We start from the raw sequence: 15,403 nt of genomic DNA, 5'->3' as shown, positions 1-15,403 counted from the left end.
GTGCGCGGGACGTCAGTGCGAGAAGGCCGCGATGTGCTCGACCGACGGGGAGGCGTGACGTCCCGGCGCGATGAGGGACGCCAGCCGGTGCAGCAGCGGGTCCACGAGCCCGCGCCGGGGGTCGAGGACGTGGGCGTCCTCCAGACGGGTCAGCAGGCGTCCCACCTCGGCCGTCGTCAGCCCGAGGGTGCGGGCCAGCGGCTCGGGCTCGACGAACCGGTCCGTGGTGGCGCACACCGCGGCGAGCAGCACGTCGAGCGGGCAGCCGTCCGCGCCGCGGCAGACGTCGACGTGGAGCCCTGCGGCCAGCCACGCCACGAACTCCTCGCCCACGTCGCCCAGGTCACGGTGCTCCGCGAGCGCGCGGGGCAGACCCCCGTGGTGCAGGTAGGCGGCCCGCACGTCCTGCGTCCCGCCCGCGGGCAGCGCCAGCAGCACCTCGGACATGCTGGACGGGTGCAGGCGGCGCACGGACACGCTGCCCGCGGGGGCCAGCGCCTCGAGGGCCTGCAGGTCGGCCGGTTCGAGCACGGAGGTCGTGGCGACGACCTGGTCGCCGCGGCGGCACGCGTCGGCCAGGACGCCGGGCCACCCGTCGACGGTCCCGACCTCGTCGACGACGAGCACCCGCGGCTCGTCGGACGCGGGGGCGCCGGTCCGGGTGGGGGTGCGCACCACCGTCGCGAGGTCCGGTGGCGCGAGCGTGTGCGTGGTGCCCGCGGCGTCGACGCGCTGCGCCGGCACCAGGACGACCCGTCGCGGGTCGACCGCGGGGTCGGCCACCAGGTGCGCGACGACGTCCTTGACGGCCGTCGTCTTGCCGACGCCACGGGGCCCGACCACGAGCGTCACCGTCCGCGGGCGCGGCTGACGGGCGAGGTCGGCCAGGGCGCCGCGGGCGGTCGCCGTCGCGGGCGCCCACTCGTGGCGTGCGCGGGCCGTCAGCTCGGCGTCGTCGAGCACCCACGAGGCGCGGCGGCGGCGCGACCACCAGGGGTTGGCGGTGCGCAGCAGCTGGGCGAGCTCGAGGTTGCGCATACCCCAGCATGCGCTGGCCGGCGGTGCCGCAGGGGGGACGAACGGCCCCGCCGGACCGCTGGGCGGCGGCGACGCGCCACGGGTCAGACGAGCTCGATCAGGTCGCGCACCGAGTCGAGCACCGCGGTGGGGCGGAACGGGAAGCGCTCGACGTCGTGCGCGCGCGTCGAGCCCGTGAGCACCAGGTAGGTGCGCAGGCCCGCCTCGATGCCGGCGACGACGTCGGTGTCCATGCGGTCGCCGACCATCACGGTCGTCTCGGAGTGCGCGTCGATCCGGTTGAGCGCGGAGCGGATCATGCCGGGGTTGGGCTTCCCCACGAAGTACGGCTTGCGCCCCGTCGCGGCGGAGATCATCGCGGCCACGGCACCCGTCGCGGGCAGGTCGCCCTCGGCGCTGGGCCCGGTGACGTCGGGGTTCGTCGCGATGAACCGGGCGCCGGCCTGGATGAGGCGCACGGCCTGGGTGATCGCCTCGAAGGAGTACGTGCGGGTCTCGCCCAGGACCACGAAGTCGGGCCGCGCGGCGGTCAGCGTGTAGCCCGCCTCGTACAGCGCCGTGGTCAGGCCCGCCTCGCCGATGACGTACGCGGACCCGTCGGGCATCTGCGCGTGGAGGAACTGCGCGGTGGCCAGGGCCGACGTCCAGATCGCGTCCTCCGGGACGTCGAGCCCCGTGGCGGACAGCCGGGCGCGCAGGTCCCGCGGCGTGAAGATGGAGTTGTTCGTCAGGATGAGGAACGGCCGGCCGGCGGCCTTCAGCGCGTCGACGAACTCCGGCGCCCCGGGCAGGGCGGTGCCCTCGTGCACGAGGACGCCGTCCATGTCGCAGAGCCACGACCGGATCTCGTGCGTCATCGGTCCGCGCGCCCTCCGGCGTCGGGGGCGCCGTCGACGACCTCGGTGCCGGCCTGGCCGGGGACCGGCGGGGTCGCCGCGTGCCCGAAGACCTCGCGCTCGACGGCCGCGCGCTCGACCGGCTCGTCGAAGTCGGTGTCGCGGCCCTCGACGGTCTCGCCCGTCTCCTCCTTGCGGCGCGCCTTCCACAGCTCGAACACGACCGGCAGCACCGAGACGCCGACGATGAGGATCAGCAGGGCCTCGATGTTGTTCTTGATGAAGGAGAAGTTGCCCAGCCAGTAGCCCAGCAGCGTCACCCCGACGCCCCACAGCAGCGCGCCGACGACGTTGTAGGACACGAAGTGCCGGTAGCTCATCTTGCCGACGCCGGCCGCGACCGGCGCGTAGGTGCGCACGAAGGGCACGAAGCGCGCCACGATGATCGTGCGGCCGCCGTACTTGTCGAAGTACGCGTACGTCTGGTCGATGTACTTCTGCTTGAAGAACCGCGAGTCCGGCCGGCTGAAGACCCTGGGGCCGAGCTTGCGTCCGATCGCGTACGCCACCTGGTCACCCGTGAACGCGGCGAGGAACAGCAGCAGGCACAGCACCCAGATGTTGAGCTGCAGCGAGTCCTGCGCGACGAGCGCACCGGCGGTGAACAGCAGCGAGTCACCGGGCAGGAACGGGAACAGCAGCCCGGTCTCGATGAACACGACGGCGACGATGCCGATGAGCGCGGCGGTGCCGAACGACTCGATGAGCTTCTCGGCGTCGAGGAAGTCCGGCCCGAGCGCGGGCAGCGGCCCGCCCGCCAGGAGCGGGAGCGAGGCGTCGGTCAGGGCGGCGGCGAGCGCCGTCGTCGTCAGCATGTGTCCCAGCGTACGGCGCGCGACGTGCGGCCAGGCGGGCTCCGCGTGCAGGACCTGTGCGCGACGCAGGCCCGCCCCGGGGAGCCGGGACGGGCCTGCGGGTGTACGCGGTGGTCAGCGCAGGTGGCCGCCGCCGTTGAGGTCGAGCACGGCGCCGGTGACGAAGCCCGGCTCGGACGCGAGGTACACCACGGCTGCGGCGACGTCCTGCGGCGTGCCCGCGCGACCGACGAGCGTCCCGGCGACGGCGGCCCGCTGCCCGGTCTCGGGCGTGAAGCGCGCGTGGAAGGGGGTGTCGCCGATGAAGCCCGGCGCGACGGAGTTCACGGTGATCCCGCGGGGTCCGAGCTCCTTGGCGAGCGCCCGCGTGAGCCCGTCCATGCCGGCCTTGGCCGCCGCGTACGCGCTCGCGCCCGCACCGCCGCCGTCCTGCCCGGCCGCCGACGACACCTGCACGACGCGGCCCCCGGCGGGCATGACCTCGAGCACGGCCTGCGTGACGAGAAAGGCGCTCGTGAGGTTGACGTCGAGCACGGTGTGCCAGTGCTCCGCGGACATCTCCGCCAGCGGCACGCGTCCGACGAGGCCGCCGGCGTTGTTGACCAGGACGTCGAGGCGCCCACCGAGCGCCTGCGCGGCCGCCGCGACGACCTCGCGGACGGCCTGCGGGTCGGTCGCGTCGAGCGCGAACGCCTCGGCCGTGCGGCCCAGTGCCCGCAGCTCGGCGACGACCTCGGCGGCGTCGTGCGTGCGGTACGTGACGGCGACGTCGGCGCCGGCGCGGCCGAGCGCGAGCGCGACCTCGCGCCCGATGCCGGTGCCGCCGCCGGTGACCAGCGCCGTCCGCCCGAGCAGCGGGGTGGCGTCGCTCATCGGTCCACCCGCGCGCCGCCGCCGCCGGCGAGCTTGAGGACCTCGGCCCTGGTCGCCATGGTCGTGTCGCCCGGGGTCGTCATGGCGAGGGCACCGTGCGCCGCGCCGTACTCGACGGCGGTGGCCAGCGGCTGCCCGTCCAGCAGGCCGAAGACCAGGCCCGACGCGAAGGAGTCGCCGCCGCCGACGCGGTCGAGGATCTCGAGCCGCTCGCGGTACGTCGCCTCGACGACGCCCGTCTCGCGCGACCAGGCGATCGCGCCCCAGTCGTTGCAGGACGCCGAGTGCACCGTGCGCAGCGTCGTGCCGATGACCCGGAAGTTCGGGTACGCCGCGGCGGCCTTCTCGATCATGGCGGCGAACGCGTCGACCTCGATGGCGGAGATGTTCTCGTCGACGCCCTCGACCTCGAACCCGAGCGAGGCCGTGAAGTCCTCCTCGTTGCCGATCATGACGTCGACGTGCTCCGCGATCCGCCTGTTGACCTCCTGCGCCTTGGCCTGCCCGCCGATCGACTTCCACAGCGACGGCCGGTAGTTGAGGTCGTAGGACACGACGGTGCCGTGGCGCTTGGCGGCGGTCACGGCCTCGACGACGAGCTCCGCGGTGGTCTCGCTGAGCGCGGCGTAGATGCCGCCGGTGTGCAGCCAGCGCACCCCGAGGTCGCCGAACAGGTGGTCCCAGTCGACGTCGCCGGGCTTCATCTGCGACGCCGCCGTCAGGCCCCGGTCGGAGACCCCGACGGCACCGCGCACGCCGAAGCCGCGCTCGGTGAAGTTCAGCCCGTTGCGCACGCCGCGGCCGATGCCGTCGTACGGCACCCACCGGATCAGGGAGGTGTCGACGCCGCCGGTGAGGATGAAGTCCTCGACGAGCCGGCCGACCTCGTTGTCCGCCAGCGCGGTCACGACCCCCGCGCGCAGGCCGAACGCGCGGCGCAGGCCCCGGGCGACGTTGTACTCGCCGCCGCCCTCCCACGCGCGGAAGGAGCGGGCGGTGCGGATGCGGCCCTCGCCCGGGTCGAGGCGCAGCATGACCTCGCCGAGGGAGACGACGTCGTAGGCGCACTCGTCGGCGGGGCGGATGGTCAGGGCGGTCATGGTCGTCCTTCGTCTCGTGGGGGTGGTCAGCGGGTGAGGGCGACGGCCTCGGCGGTGAGGCGGGTGACCTCGGCGAAGTCCCCTGCCCGGACGAGCTCCTTGCTCACCATCCACGAGCCGCCGACGGCGACGACGGCCGGCACGGCGAGGTACTCGTGGAGGTTGGCGGCGCTGACGCCACCGGTGGGGACGAACCGCAGGCCGCCGAAGGGCGCGGCGAGCGCGGCGATGGCCTTCGGGCCGCCCGACGTGCCGGCGGGGAAGAACTTCACGGTGGTCAGTCCGAGCTCGAGGGCCGCCTGGATCTCGGTGGCGGTCACGGCGCCCGGCAGCGCGAGGACGCCGTGCTCCTGGCACCGCTCGACGACGGCCCGGCTGAGGCCGGGGGACACGACGTACGACGCACCCGCCGCGACGGCCTGGTCGACCTGGGCGGGCGTGAGGACGGTGCCGGCGCCGACGAGCATGTCGCCGCGCTCGCTCATCGCGCGGATCGATTCGGCCGCCGCGGCGGTCCGGAACGTCACCTCGGCGACGGGGAGCCCGCCCGCCACGAGCGCGGCGGCCAGCGGGGCGGCGTCGGCGGCGTCGTCGAGCACGACGACGGGGACGAGCCGTGCGTCGGCGAGCCGGTCCAGGGTGTCCATCGTGGGGTCTCCTCGGTGTGCGTTGCGCTGGGCGGAACGGGTGTCCCGGTGTGAGGAACACACTCTCACGACGGGACCCCGGGCGTCACGGGACCAGGCGGGCGTGGCGCGCGTGCCGCAGCGCGGACGCGTCGAGCGCGTGCACGGGCCGGCGGCCCTGCGCGACGTCGACGATCGCCTCGACCGCGCTCGTCGCGACCGCCTGCGTGAAGTCCTCGGTCCAGCACAGCGCGTGCGGCGTGACGACGACGTCCTCGCGCGTGAGCAGCGGGTCGTCGGGAGCCGGGGGCTCGGGGTCGAGCACGTCGAGCCCCGCGCCGGCGATCCGCCCCGCGGCCAGGGCGGCGCGCAGGGCGTCGTGGTCCACGAGCCCGCCGCGGCCGACGTTGACCAGGTGCGCGGTGGGTCGCATGGCGGCCAGGAAGCCGGCGTCGACGAGGTGGTGGGAGGACGGCGTCAGGGCGGCGGTCAGGACGACGTAGTCCGACTCGGCGGCCAGCCGGTCGAGCGTCACGAGCTCGGCGCCCACGCGCTCGGCGCGGGCGACGTCGCCGCGGCGGTCGGTCGCCAGCACGCGCATCCCCAGCGGGCGGACGAGGTCGGCGACCTCGCAGCCGACGCTGCCCAGGCCGACGATCCCGACCGTGCGGCCGACGACGCCGGGCCCGCGGTAGCGGCCGCGGTCGGCCCAGCGACCCTCGGCGGCCGCCCGGTGGTTCTCGGGGAGCCGGTGGGCCAGCGCGAGCAGCAGCGTGAGCGCCGCGAGCGCGAGCGGGCGGCGGACGGCGTCGGGCGTGTTCGTCACGACGACGCCCTCGGCCGCGAGCCCGGGGACGTCGATGCCGTCGTACCCCGCGCCGTACCGCGCGAGGTGGCGCAGCCGGGGGGCCGCGGCCGCGGCGTCGCGCGTGAGCCCGAGGTGGCCGAGCGACAGGATGGCGTCGTAGGGCGCGAGGGCGTCGGCGGTGAGCTCGTGCGCGAGCGGCGGCAGGTACTCCCACTCGAGCCCGGCGACCGTGAGGCGCTCGAGGCCGAGGTCGCCGAAGCGGGACGTGCCGTCGGGCAGGAAGCCGTCGGCGGTGACGCCGACGCGGTACGTGGGGTTCATCGTGCGCTCCAAGTCATCTGATGTTTCGTGCGACCAACGTACGCCTGGCCGCGAGCCCGTGGCGACAGTCGCGTCCGGCCGAGGTGCAAAGGTCTGATGAATTGCGGCTAGGGTGGGGTGACCCCCACCGAGAGGACTGGTCCGTGAAGATCACCGCCGTCGACGTCGAGGACGTCCGGTTCCCCACCTCGCTCACCGCTGACGGCTCGGACGCCATGAACAAGGACGGCGACTACTCCGCCGCCTACGTCGTCCTGCGCACCGACGGCACCGACGCCGCCGGCGCGCCGCTCGCGGGCTACGGCCTGACGTTCACGACCGGTCGCGGCAACGACATCGTCGCGATGGCCGCGCGCCAGCAGGCCGCCCTGCTCGTCGGGCGCGACGTCGAGGAGATGGCGGCCGACATGGGCGGCGTCTACCGCGACCTCACCGCCGACGCGCAGATGCGCTGGCTCGGGCCCGAGAAGGGCGTCGTCCACCTGTCGCTGTCGGCCGTCATGAACGCCGCGTGGGACATGGCCGGCCGGTTGGCCGGCAAGCCCGTGTGGCGGCTGCTGGCCGACATGACCCCCGAGCAGCTCGTCGACGTCGCCGACCTGCGCTACCTGTCCGACGCCCTGACGCGCGACGAGGCGATCGCGATCCTGCGCGCGCAGGAGGCCGGCAAGGCCGGGCGCATCGCCGAGCTCGAGGCCACCGGCTACCCCTGCTACACGACGTCCGCCGGCTGGCTCGGCTACAGCGACGACAAGCTGCGCCGGCTGTGCCAGGAGGCCGTCGACGAGGGCTACCAGCACGTCAAGCTCAAGGTCGGTGCCGACCTCGCCGAGGACGTGCGCCGCTGCGCCATCGCGCGCGAGGTCATCGGCCCGGACCGCACGCTCATGATCGACGCCAACCAGGTGTGGGACGTCGACCAGGCGATCGAGTGGACCAACGCCCTCGCGCAGTTCGACCTGCTGTGGATCGAGGAGCCCACGAGCCCCGACGACGTGCTGGGCCACGCCGCGATCCGCGCGGGTGTGGGAGCGGTCGGCGTCGCGACGGGCGAGCACTGCCACAACCGCGTGATGTTCAAGCAGTTCATGCAGGCCGGGGCCATGGACTTCTGCCAGCTCGACGCCGGGCGCCTGGCGAGCCTCAACGAGATCGTCGCGGTGCTGCTGCTCGCGGCGAAGTTCGACGTCAAGGTCTGCCCGCACGGCGGCGGCGTCGGGCTGTGCGAGATGGTCCAGCACATCTCGATGCTCGACTTCGTCGCGGTCTCGGGGTCGCGCGAGGGCCGTGTCACCGAGTACGTCGACCACCTGCACGAGCACTTCACCGACCCCTGCGTCGTGCGTGACGCGGCGTACGTGCTGCCGAGCCTGCCGGGCTACTCGACGCAGATGCACGACGCGTCGGTCGCCGAGTTCCGCTTCCCCGACGGGGCGTACTGGGCCGGGCGGCTCGCGTCCGCGTGACGGACCCGACCGCCGGGACGGCGGGGGCGGCCGGTGCCGCCCCCGCCGTTCGGCATACTCCTGGCATGTCACGCACGGACCGGGTCGTCGACGGCGTCACCGCGATGATCCTCGACGGCCGCCTCGGCCCGGGGCAGCGCCTGCCGGTGGAGAAGGACCTCGCGGACGCGCTCGGCGTCTCGCGCGGGTCGCTGCGCGAGGGGATGCGCGCGCTCGCGGTGCTCGGCGTCGTCGAGACGCGCCAGGGCGACGGCACGTACGTCACGGCGCTCGACCCGGGCAGCCTCGTCAGCCCGCTCGGGCTGGTCGTCGAGCTGCAGGCCGCCGGGCACGCGCTGCACGTGCACACCGTGCGCCGCCTGCTCGAGACCGAGGTCGCGGGCCTCGCCGCGGCCGGCGCCCGGGCACCGGACGCCGACCTGACGGCCGCCCGCGACGCGCTCGCGCAGGGCGCGGACGTGCTGGCCCGTGCGGGGACGGACGACGAGGTCGACCACGAGGCGCTGCTGGCGGCCGACCTCGCGTTCCACCGCGCGCTCGCGGCGCTCGCCGGCAACCCCGTGCTCGCGGCGCTCACCGACGCCATGGGCGGGCGCACCGCCCGGCACCGGCTGTCCCGCGGCCTCGCCGAGCAGGGCGCCGAGGCCCGCACGCAGCGGGAGCACGAGGCCATCCTCGACGCGGTCGTGGCGGGCGACGTCGACCGCGCGCGCGTCCGTATGGCGGCCCACCTGCTCGCGGTCGAGGACTTCCTGCGCACCGAGGACTGAGGCGGGCCGCCGGCGGGGCTCAGCGGGCGAGCCACCCGCCGTCCACCGCGAGGACCTGGCCGTGCACGTACGCGGCCGCGGGGGAGGCGAGGAACACGACGACGTTGCCGATGTCCTCCGGGCGGCCCCAGCGGCCGGCCGGGATGCGGACCGAGAGCTGCTCGAGGCGCACCGGGTCCGCCAGCAGCGCGGCGTTCATGTCGGTGGCCATGTAGCCCGGTGCGACCGCGTTGACGTTGACGCCCCGCGGCGACCACTCGTTGCACAGCGCCTTGGTGAGCTGGGCGACGGCGCCCTTGCTCGCGGCGTACGCCGGGACCGTCAGGCCGCCCTGGAACGACAGCAGCGAGGCGAGGTTGACGATCTTGCCGTCACCGCGCTCGAGCATCGGGCGCCCGAAGAGCTGGCAGAGCTGGAACACCGAGCGCAGGTTGACGTCGATCACGCGGTCCCACGCCTCGAGCGGGAACTCCGCGGCGGGGTGGCGGTCCTGCGTGCCGGCGTTGTTGACGAGGATGTCGACGCGGTGCTCCGCGAGCACGCGCTCGGCGGTCGCGGCGATCGCGTCGCCGTCGCCGAGGTCCAGCGGCTCGAAGGTCACGCTGCGGCCCAGCGCCGCCGCGTGCTCCTCGAGGTCGGCCGGCAGCGGGCTGCGGGCGAGCACGACGACGTCCGCGCCGGCCGCGAGCAGGGCGTCGGTGATGCCGCGGCCCAGGCCGCGGCCGCCGCCGGTGACGACGGCCGTGCGGCCCGTGAGGTCGAACGGGGTGCTCATGCGTCTGCCTTCCCGTGCAGGGGGGTGAGGAGGACCTTGAGGCAGTCCTGCCCCGACGCGGCGGCCGCGAACGCGGCGTCGACGTCGGCCAGGTCGAAGGCCCGGGTCGGGAACGCCGCGAGACCGAGGACGTCGGACGCGAGCAGCTCGATCGCGCGCCGCACGTCGGCGGACGTGTACACCCGCACCCCGACCAGCGACTGCTCCTTGAAGCACACGGCCTGCAGGTCCAACGGCGTGGGCTGCTTGTAGACGCCCACGACGACGATCCGGCCGAGCACGCGGGTGGCCGCGGTGACGTCGGCCGCGACCGCGGGGTGCGCGGCGGAGTCGAACGTCGTGTCGGCGCCCTCGCCGTCGGTCAGCGGCGCGAGCACCTCGGCCATCGTCGCGCCCTCGGGCACCACGGTCAGGCCCAGGTCGGCCGCCACCTGGCGACGCCACGGGCTGGGCTCGGTGACGACGACCGCGCCGGCCCCGGCGTGCCGCGCGACCAGCGCGGTGAGCACGCCGATCGGCCCGGCGCCGTACACCGCGACCGTGTCGCCGGCCTGCATGCCCGACAGGTCGACCGCGTGCACCGCGACGGCCAGCGGCTCGACGAGCGCGGCGAGGCGCGGGTCGACGCCCGCGGGCACCTCGTGCAGCACGTGCGGCGGCAGCGCGACGTACTCGGCCATGCCGCCGGGCGCGTCGATGCCGTACAGCCCGAGGCGGCGGCACACGTGCCCGTGCCCGTCACGGCAGGCCTTGCACTCCCCGCACGAGATGAGGGGCTCGGCGATGACGAGCGCGCCCTCGCGCGGACCCGTCGCACCGGCACGCTCGACCCAGCCGGACAGCTCGTGGCCGGGCACGAGCGGCGCGGTCGCCCGCGGGTGCTTCCCGTGGTGGATCGACAGGTCGGTGCCGCAGATCCCGTTGTACGCGACGCGCACGAGGGCCCAGCCCTCGGGCACGTCGGGCAGGGGGACCTGCTCGACCGCGATCTCGTCCGCGCCGGTCCACACCGCCGCGCGCATGGTGCTCATCGCTCAGGCTCCTGTCCGGGCCGTCGCGCCCGCGGGCGCGCAGTCCTCGTTGCGGCCGGGGGCGCCCAGCACCTCGGGGTTGACGATGTTGCGCGGTGCGCGGCCGGCGCAGACCTCGACGACGTTGGCCGCCGTGCGGTGCTTGAGCTCGTCGTACGACTCCTCGGTGTACCAGGCGAGGTGCGGGGTGAGGACGACGTTGTCGAGGTCCATGAGCGGGTGGTCCACCGGCAGCGGCTCCGCGTCGTGCACGTCGATCGCGGCGGCGCGGATGCTGCCGGTGCGCAGCGCCTCGACCAGCGCGGCGGTGTCGACGACGCCGCCCCGGCTGGTGTTGACGAGGATCGCGTCGGTGCGCATGCGGCTCAGCTCGGCCGCACCGATGAGGCCCCGCGTCGTCGCGTCGAGCGGCGTGTGCAGCGAGACGACCTGCGCGCGCTCGAGCAGCTCGTCCAGGCTCACCGAGGCGACGCCGTGGTACGTCGACGCGCCCGGGTCGGCGGCGATGTCGTACCCGATCACCTCGTAGCCCAGACCGGCGGCCTTGCGCGCGGTCGCGGTGCCGATGAGGCCCATGCCGACGACGCCGAACACCCGGCCCCGCGTCTGGTACGCGGGGCGGATCGCGGCGAGGTCGAACGACCCGGCGCGCATCCCGCGGTCCAGGCGCGGGATGCCGCGGGCCGCGGCGAGGGCCATGGCGATCGCGTGGTCGGAGACGGCCTCGGTGCCGTAGTCCGGCACGTTGCACACCGCGATGCCGCGCGCCGTGGCGGCGGCGACGTCGACCGAGTCGATGCCGACGCCGTACCGGCCGATCGCGCGCAGGCTCGGCAGGGCGTCCATGACCTCGGCCGTGATGGCCGCGTACTGCACGAGGACCGCGTCGGCGCCGGCGGCGTTGGCGACCAGGTCCTCGGGCGTGAAGGACTGCGTGACGACGAGCTCGGCGCCCGCGGCACGCGTGACCTCGAGCTCGGCGTCGAACGAGTCGTGGTCGCACTCGGTGACGACGATCCTCATCGCGCGAGCCACCCGCCGTCGACGGGGAGCACGGCACCGTGGACGTAGTCCGCGGCGGACGAGCAGAGGAACAGGACGGCGCCGGCGATGTCCTCCGGCGTGGCCCAGCGCCCGGCCGGGATGCGGTCGAGGATCGCCTGGCTGCGCGCGGCGTCCTGGCGCAGGTCGTGTGTGTTGGCGGTGGCGACGTACCCGGGGGCGACGGCGTTGACGTTGACGCCCGAGCCGGCCCACTCGTTGGCGAGCGCCTTCGTCAGCCCCGCGACGGCCGACTTGGACGACGTGTAGCCGGGCACGTTGATGCCGCCCTGGAAGCTCAGCATCGACGCGGTGTTGACGATCTTGCCGTGGCCGCGCTCGAGCATGCGGCGGCCGACCTCGCGCGAGAGCACGAACGTCGTGCGCAGGTTGACGTCGAGCACGTGGTCGAAGTCCTCGTCGGGGTGCTGCGCGGCGGGGACGCGGCGGATCGTCCCGCCGTTGTTGACGAGGATGTCGACGTCGCGTGCGCCGAGGTCGGCGGCCAGCGCCGTGACCTGGTCGCGGTCCGAGAAGTCCGCGCGCAGCGGCGTGAACGTGCGCCCGGTGGCCTCGATCGCGCGCCGCGCGTCGCTGTCCCCCTCGGGCATGTCGTAGCTGACACCGATGACGTCGGCTCCGGCCGACGCGAGGGCGACGGCGATCGCCAGGCCGATGCCCTGGCTGGCGCCGGTGACCACCGCCTGGCGGCCCTCGAGGGTGAACAGGCCCGCCGCGTACTCGGTCGGGGTCGTCGTCATCGCGTGCTCTCTTCCGTAGGTGGTGCCTCAGGGCGTGTAGCCCAGGGCCGCCGATATCTGGCCGGCGGTCTCGACGACCGCCGGGGCGTGGGCCTCGAGCTGCTCGGGGGAGCACTCGACGGCCAGGGTGGAGATGCTGACGCCGTACTTGACGGTGCCGGTGTGGTCGCGCACGGGGGCGGCGACGCAGACGATCCCGGGGACGTTCTCCTCGAGGTCGAAGGCGTACCCGCGCTCGCGGACCCGCGCCAGCTCCTCACGCAGCGCGCTGAGCTGCGTGATCGTGCGCTCGGTCCGCTGCGGCAGGCCGGAGCGGGCGACGAAGCGCTCGATCTCGTCGTCGCCGCGCGCGGCGAGCACGACCTTGCCGATCCCCGAGGAGTGCATGGGGATCGCGTGACCGACCCGCGACGGCATCTGGTACGGCTTGTCGGAGTCCGTGCGGACGAGGTAGACGATCTCGTCGCCGTTCGCGACCCCGACGTGGGCCGTGCAGTGGACCCGGTCGACCAGCTCGCTGACGAGGGGCTCGGCGATCGCCGAGATGTCGAGCCGCTGCAGCGCCTGCCCCGCGAGGGACAGGATCTGCGGGCCGGGCTGGTACAGCCCGTCCGGCGTCACGACGACGAAGCTCCGCTCGACCAGCGTGCTCAGGATCCGGTGCGTCGTGGCCTTCGCCAGGCCCGTCGCCTCGACGACGTCCGTGAACCGGGGATGGCGCAGCGCCGCCTCGAGCACGAGCAGCGTCTTCTCGCTCGCGTTCGTCTTCGCGCCCGCCGCGTCCTGCTCCGGGGGCGTGGGCTGGGTCCGTGCCATGGGGCTCACCTCTCGTCGCGGGTCGGAACCGTCAACGCATGTCGGTGATGGGGAAGCCGTCCATGTCGTCGAACGACTGATTCTCGCCCGCCATGGCCCACACGAAGCTGTAGCTCGCGGTACCGACACCCGAGTGGACGGACCAGCTCGGGGAGATGACCGCCTCCTCGTTCCCGACGACCAGGTGCCGGGTCTCGTCGGGGCGTCCGAGCAGGTGCACGATCCGCGCGTCCTCGGGGACGTCGAAGTAGAGGTAGGCCTCCGTGCGGCGGTCGTGCGTGTGCGCCGGCATGGTGTTCCACATGCTGCCCGGGTGCAGCGTCGTCACGCCCATGACGACCTGGCAGGAGCGCACGCCGTTCTCGTGGATGTACTGGTTGAGCGTGCGGCGGTTCGACGTCAGCGGGTCGCCCAGCTCGCGGACGTTGCCCTGGCCGGCCGCGACGAGCGTCGTCGGGTAGGCGGTGTGGGCGGGCGCGGACACGAGGTAGAAGCGCGCGGGGCTCGCGGCGTCGGCCGACGTGAACGTCACGTCACGGGCACCGCGCCCGACGTACAGGCACGAGCCGTGGGTGAGCTCGTAGGAGGTGCCGTCGACCGCGACGGTGCCGGTGCCGCCGACGTTGACGATGCCGCCCTCGCGGTGCTCGAAGAAGTACTCGGAGCGGATCTCGGGGAACGTCGGCAGCGCGACCGGTCCCGTGACGGGCTTGGCGCCGAGCAGGACGACACGGTCGTGGTGCGTGTAGACCGCGTTCGCCTCGTCGTCGACGAACAGTCCGGGCACGAGGTAGCGGTGGCGGAGCTCGGCGGTGTCCATGCCCGGGATCTGCTCGGGGCTGGTCGCGTAGCGCTGTTCCATGGGGAACCTTCCGTGGGGGCGTCCGGGCGGCGCGGGGCCGCCCGCCCGGGACGCCGCGCAGGTGCGCGGCGTCCCGGCGGGTCGGTCAGGGGGTGATGAGGCCGAGCTGCGTGGGCAGCCACAGGGACAGCGCCGGGGTGAAGATCACCATGATCAGGACGAGCACCAGCGCGCCGAAGAAGGGCAGCAGGCGCCGGATCACCGCCTCGATCGAGATGTCCGCGACCTTGGCTCCCACGAAGAGGATCGGCCCGACCGGTGGCGTGATGGTCCCGATGGAGAGGTTGAAGACCATCATGATGCCGAAGTGGACGGGGTCGATCCCCATGGCCGTGACGATCGGCAGGAAGATCGGCGCGAAGATCAGCACCGCCGGCGTCGGGTCCATGAAGCACCCGAGGATCAGCAGGATGACCGCGATGAGCAGCAGGATGACCACCGGGTTGGTGCTGACGGAGAAGATCGCCTCCGACGCCATCTGCGGGATCCGGGCGAACGCCATGACGAAGCCCATGATCGAGCTGACCCCGACGAGGAACATGACCACGGCGGTCGTGCGAGCCGCGTCCATGAGCATGGTCGGCAGCTGCCCGACCCTGATCGTCTTGTAGATGAACGACAGCACGAGCGAGTAGACGACCGCGATGACCGAGCCCTCGGTCGGCGTGAAGTACCCGGCGAGGATGCCGCCGATCACCACGACGATGAGCAGCAGGGCCGGCACGGCGGCGAGGATCGTCCTGGCGCCGTCGCGGAAGCTGATCCGCTCGGTCACCTTGAGCTCGGGCCGCTTGCGGGCGTACAGGTACACGATGATCATGCAGGCCGCGGCCCACATGGCACCGGGGATGTAGCCCGCGACGAACAGCGCGGCGACCGAGGCGCTCGAGACGAGCGAGTACACGATCATGAGGTTGCTCGGCGGGATGATCATGCCCGAGGGCGCCGAGGCGATGTTGACCGCCGCCGCGAAGGACTTGTCGTAGCCCTCGCGCTTCTGGATCGGGCCGATGGTCGAGCCGATCGCGGCGGCTGCCGCGACACCCGAGCCGGACACCGCGCCGAACAGCGCGTTGGCGGCGACGTTCGTCTGGGCCAGCGAGCCGGGCATGCGCCCGACCATCACCTTGGCGGCGTTGACGAGCCGGAGCGCGATCCCGCCTTGGTTCATGATCACGCCGGCCAGCACGAAGAACGGGATCGCGAGCAGGGGGAAGGAGTTGATCCCCCGGAAGACCTGCTGGGCGGCCGTGAGCACACCGTTCTCGAGACCGAGCGCGGTGACGATCGCGGCGAGCGACGACAGGCCGACCGCGATGCTGATGGGTGCTCCGAGGAGCAGGAAGACGACGATGCCGGCGAGCAGGATGACTGCTGCGAGCGCTGCGGGGTCCATGGGTCAGG

General features: G+C 73.8%; 16 protein-coding genes. 2 read left to right on the top strand and 14 right to left on the bottom strand.

Annotated elements, in window-relative coordinates:
* Nucleotides 1–12: 12 nt before the first annotated feature.
* The 7 genes from NP075_RS15675 to NP075_RS15645 form a co-directional block, all read right to left on the bottom strand.
* Complete coding sequence (locus NP075_RS15675) at nt 13–1,038, bottom strand: AAA family ATPase (protein WP_227566118.1); 1,026 nt, start codon at nt 1,036–1,038, stop codon at nt 13–15.
* A gap of 83 nt (nt 1,039–1,121) precedes the next feature.
* Nucleotides 1,122–1,895, bottom strand: coding sequence for an HAD-IIA family hydrolase (locus NP075_RS15670; RefSeq protein WP_227566119.1), 774 nt, complete (start codon nt 1,893–1,895; stop codon nt 1,122–1,124).
* A complete protein-coding gene (locus NP075_RS15665) occupies nt 1,892–2,749 on the bottom strand; it encodes a VTT domain-containing protein (protein WP_227566121.1) in 858 nt (285 codons plus the stop codon). The genes NP075_RS15670 and NP075_RS15665 overlap by 4 nt, the downstream gene beginning before the upstream one ends.
* A 114-nt stretch (nt 2,750–2,863) precedes the next feature.
* Entirely contained in the window at nt 2,864–3,622 is a 759-nt protein-coding gene (locus tag NP075_RS15660; protein ID WP_227566122.1) for an SDR family NAD(P)-dependent oxidoreductase, read from the bottom strand.
* Nucleotides 3,619–4,722 carry a sugar kinase gene (locus tag NP075_RS15655; RefSeq protein ID WP_227566124.1) on the bottom strand — a complete coding sequence of 368 codons (1,104 nt, stop codon included), beginning with the start codon at nt 4,720–4,722 and terminating at the stop codon, nt 3,619–3,621. The genes NP075_RS15660 and NP075_RS15655 overlap by 4 nt, the downstream gene beginning before the upstream one ends.
* 26 nt (nt 4,723–4,748) lie before the next feature.
* Nucleotides 4,749–5,369 (bottom strand): bifunctional 4-hydroxy-2-oxoglutarate aldolase/2-dehydro-3-deoxy-phosphogluconate aldolase, encoded by a 621-nt coding sequence (gene eda, locus NP075_RS15650; RefSeq protein ID WP_227566125.1) that lies wholly within the window; start codon nt 5,367–5,369, stop codon nt 4,749–4,751.
* Between the two features lie 85 nt (nt 5,370–5,454).
* Complete coding sequence (locus NP075_RS15645; protein ID WP_227566126.1) at nt 5,455–6,477, bottom strand: 2-hydroxyacid dehydrogenase; 1,023 nt, start codon at nt 6,475–6,477, stop codon at nt 5,455–5,457.
* 143 nt (nt 6,478–6,620) lie between these two features.
* Here NP075_RS15645 and NP075_RS15640 point away from each other — a divergent pair, with 143 nt between their 5' ends.
* Together NP075_RS15640 and NP075_RS15635 are read left to right on the top strand one after the other, a co-directional pair.
* Nucleotides 6,621–7,943, top strand: a complete 1,323-nt coding sequence (locus NP075_RS15640) for an L-fuconate dehydratase (RefSeq protein WP_227566128.1) — start codon at nt 6,621–6,623, stop codon at nt 7,941–7,943.
* A 65-nt stretch (nt 7,944–8,008) separates the two neighbouring features.
* Entirely contained in the window at nt 8,009–8,713 is a 705-nt protein-coding gene (locus NP075_RS15635; protein ID WP_227566130.1) for a FadR/GntR family transcriptional regulator, read from the top strand.
* Nucleotides 8,714–8,732: 19 nt separating this feature from the next.
* Here the strand turns inward: NP075_RS15635 and NP075_RS15630 are convergent, their stop codons facing one another.
* The 7 genes from NP075_RS15630 to NP075_RS15600 form a co-directional block, all read right to left on the bottom strand.
* Nucleotides 8,733–9,488, bottom strand: coding sequence for a glucose 1-dehydrogenase (locus NP075_RS15630; RefSeq protein ID WP_227566132.1), 756 nt, complete (start codon nt 9,486–9,488; stop codon nt 8,733–8,735).
* Entirely contained in the window at nt 9,485–10,519 is a 1,035-nt protein-coding gene (locus tag NP075_RS15625) for a zinc-dependent alcohol dehydrogenase (RefSeq protein ID WP_227566134.1), read from the bottom strand. The genes NP075_RS15630 and NP075_RS15625 overlap by 4 nt, the downstream gene beginning before the upstream one ends.
* 3 nt (nt 10,520–10,522) lie before the next feature.
* Nucleotides 10,523–11,542 carry a C-terminal binding protein gene (locus NP075_RS15620; RefSeq protein WP_227566136.1) on the bottom strand — a complete coding sequence of 340 codons (1,020 nt, stop codon included), beginning with the start codon at nt 11,540–11,542 and terminating at the stop codon, nt 10,523–10,525.
* The gene (locus tag NP075_RS15615; RefSeq protein WP_227566138.1) at nt 11,539–12,321 is read right to left on the bottom strand and encodes an SDR family oxidoreductase; all 783 of its coding nucleotides are present in this window, start codon (nt 12,319–12,321) and stop codon (nt 11,539–11,541) included. The genes NP075_RS15620 and NP075_RS15615 overlap by 4 nt, the downstream gene beginning before the upstream one ends.
* A gap of 27 nt (nt 12,322–12,348) precedes the next feature.
* The gene (locus NP075_RS15610) at nt 12,349–13,137 is read right to left on the bottom strand and encodes an IclR family transcriptional regulator (RefSeq protein WP_227566139.1); all 789 of its coding nucleotides are present in this window, start codon (nt 13,135–13,137) and stop codon (nt 12,349–12,351) included.
* Nucleotides 13,138–13,168: 31 nt separating this feature from the next.
* Nucleotides 13,169–13,999 (bottom strand): 5-dehydro-4-deoxy-D-glucuronate isomerase, encoded by an 831-nt coding sequence (kduI, locus tag NP075_RS15605; protein WP_227566140.1) that lies wholly within the window; start codon nt 13,997–13,999, stop codon nt 13,169–13,171.
* An 85-nt stretch (nt 14,000–14,084) separates the two neighbouring features.
* Entirely contained in the window at nt 14,085–15,395 is a 1,311-nt protein-coding gene (locus tag NP075_RS15600) for a TRAP transporter large permease (RefSeq protein ID WP_227566143.1), read from the bottom strand.
* Nucleotides 15,396–15,403: the final 8 nt, after the last annotated feature.

It is taken from the genome of Cellulomonas wangsupingiae, from assembly GCF_024508275.1.
Lineage (GTDB): Bacteria > Actinomycetota > Actinomycetes > Actinomycetales > Cellulomonadaceae > Cellulomonas > Cellulomonas wangsupingiae.
Note: the sequence above shows the minus strand (reverse complement) of the source record. Positions and strands in the feature narration are given on the sequence as shown.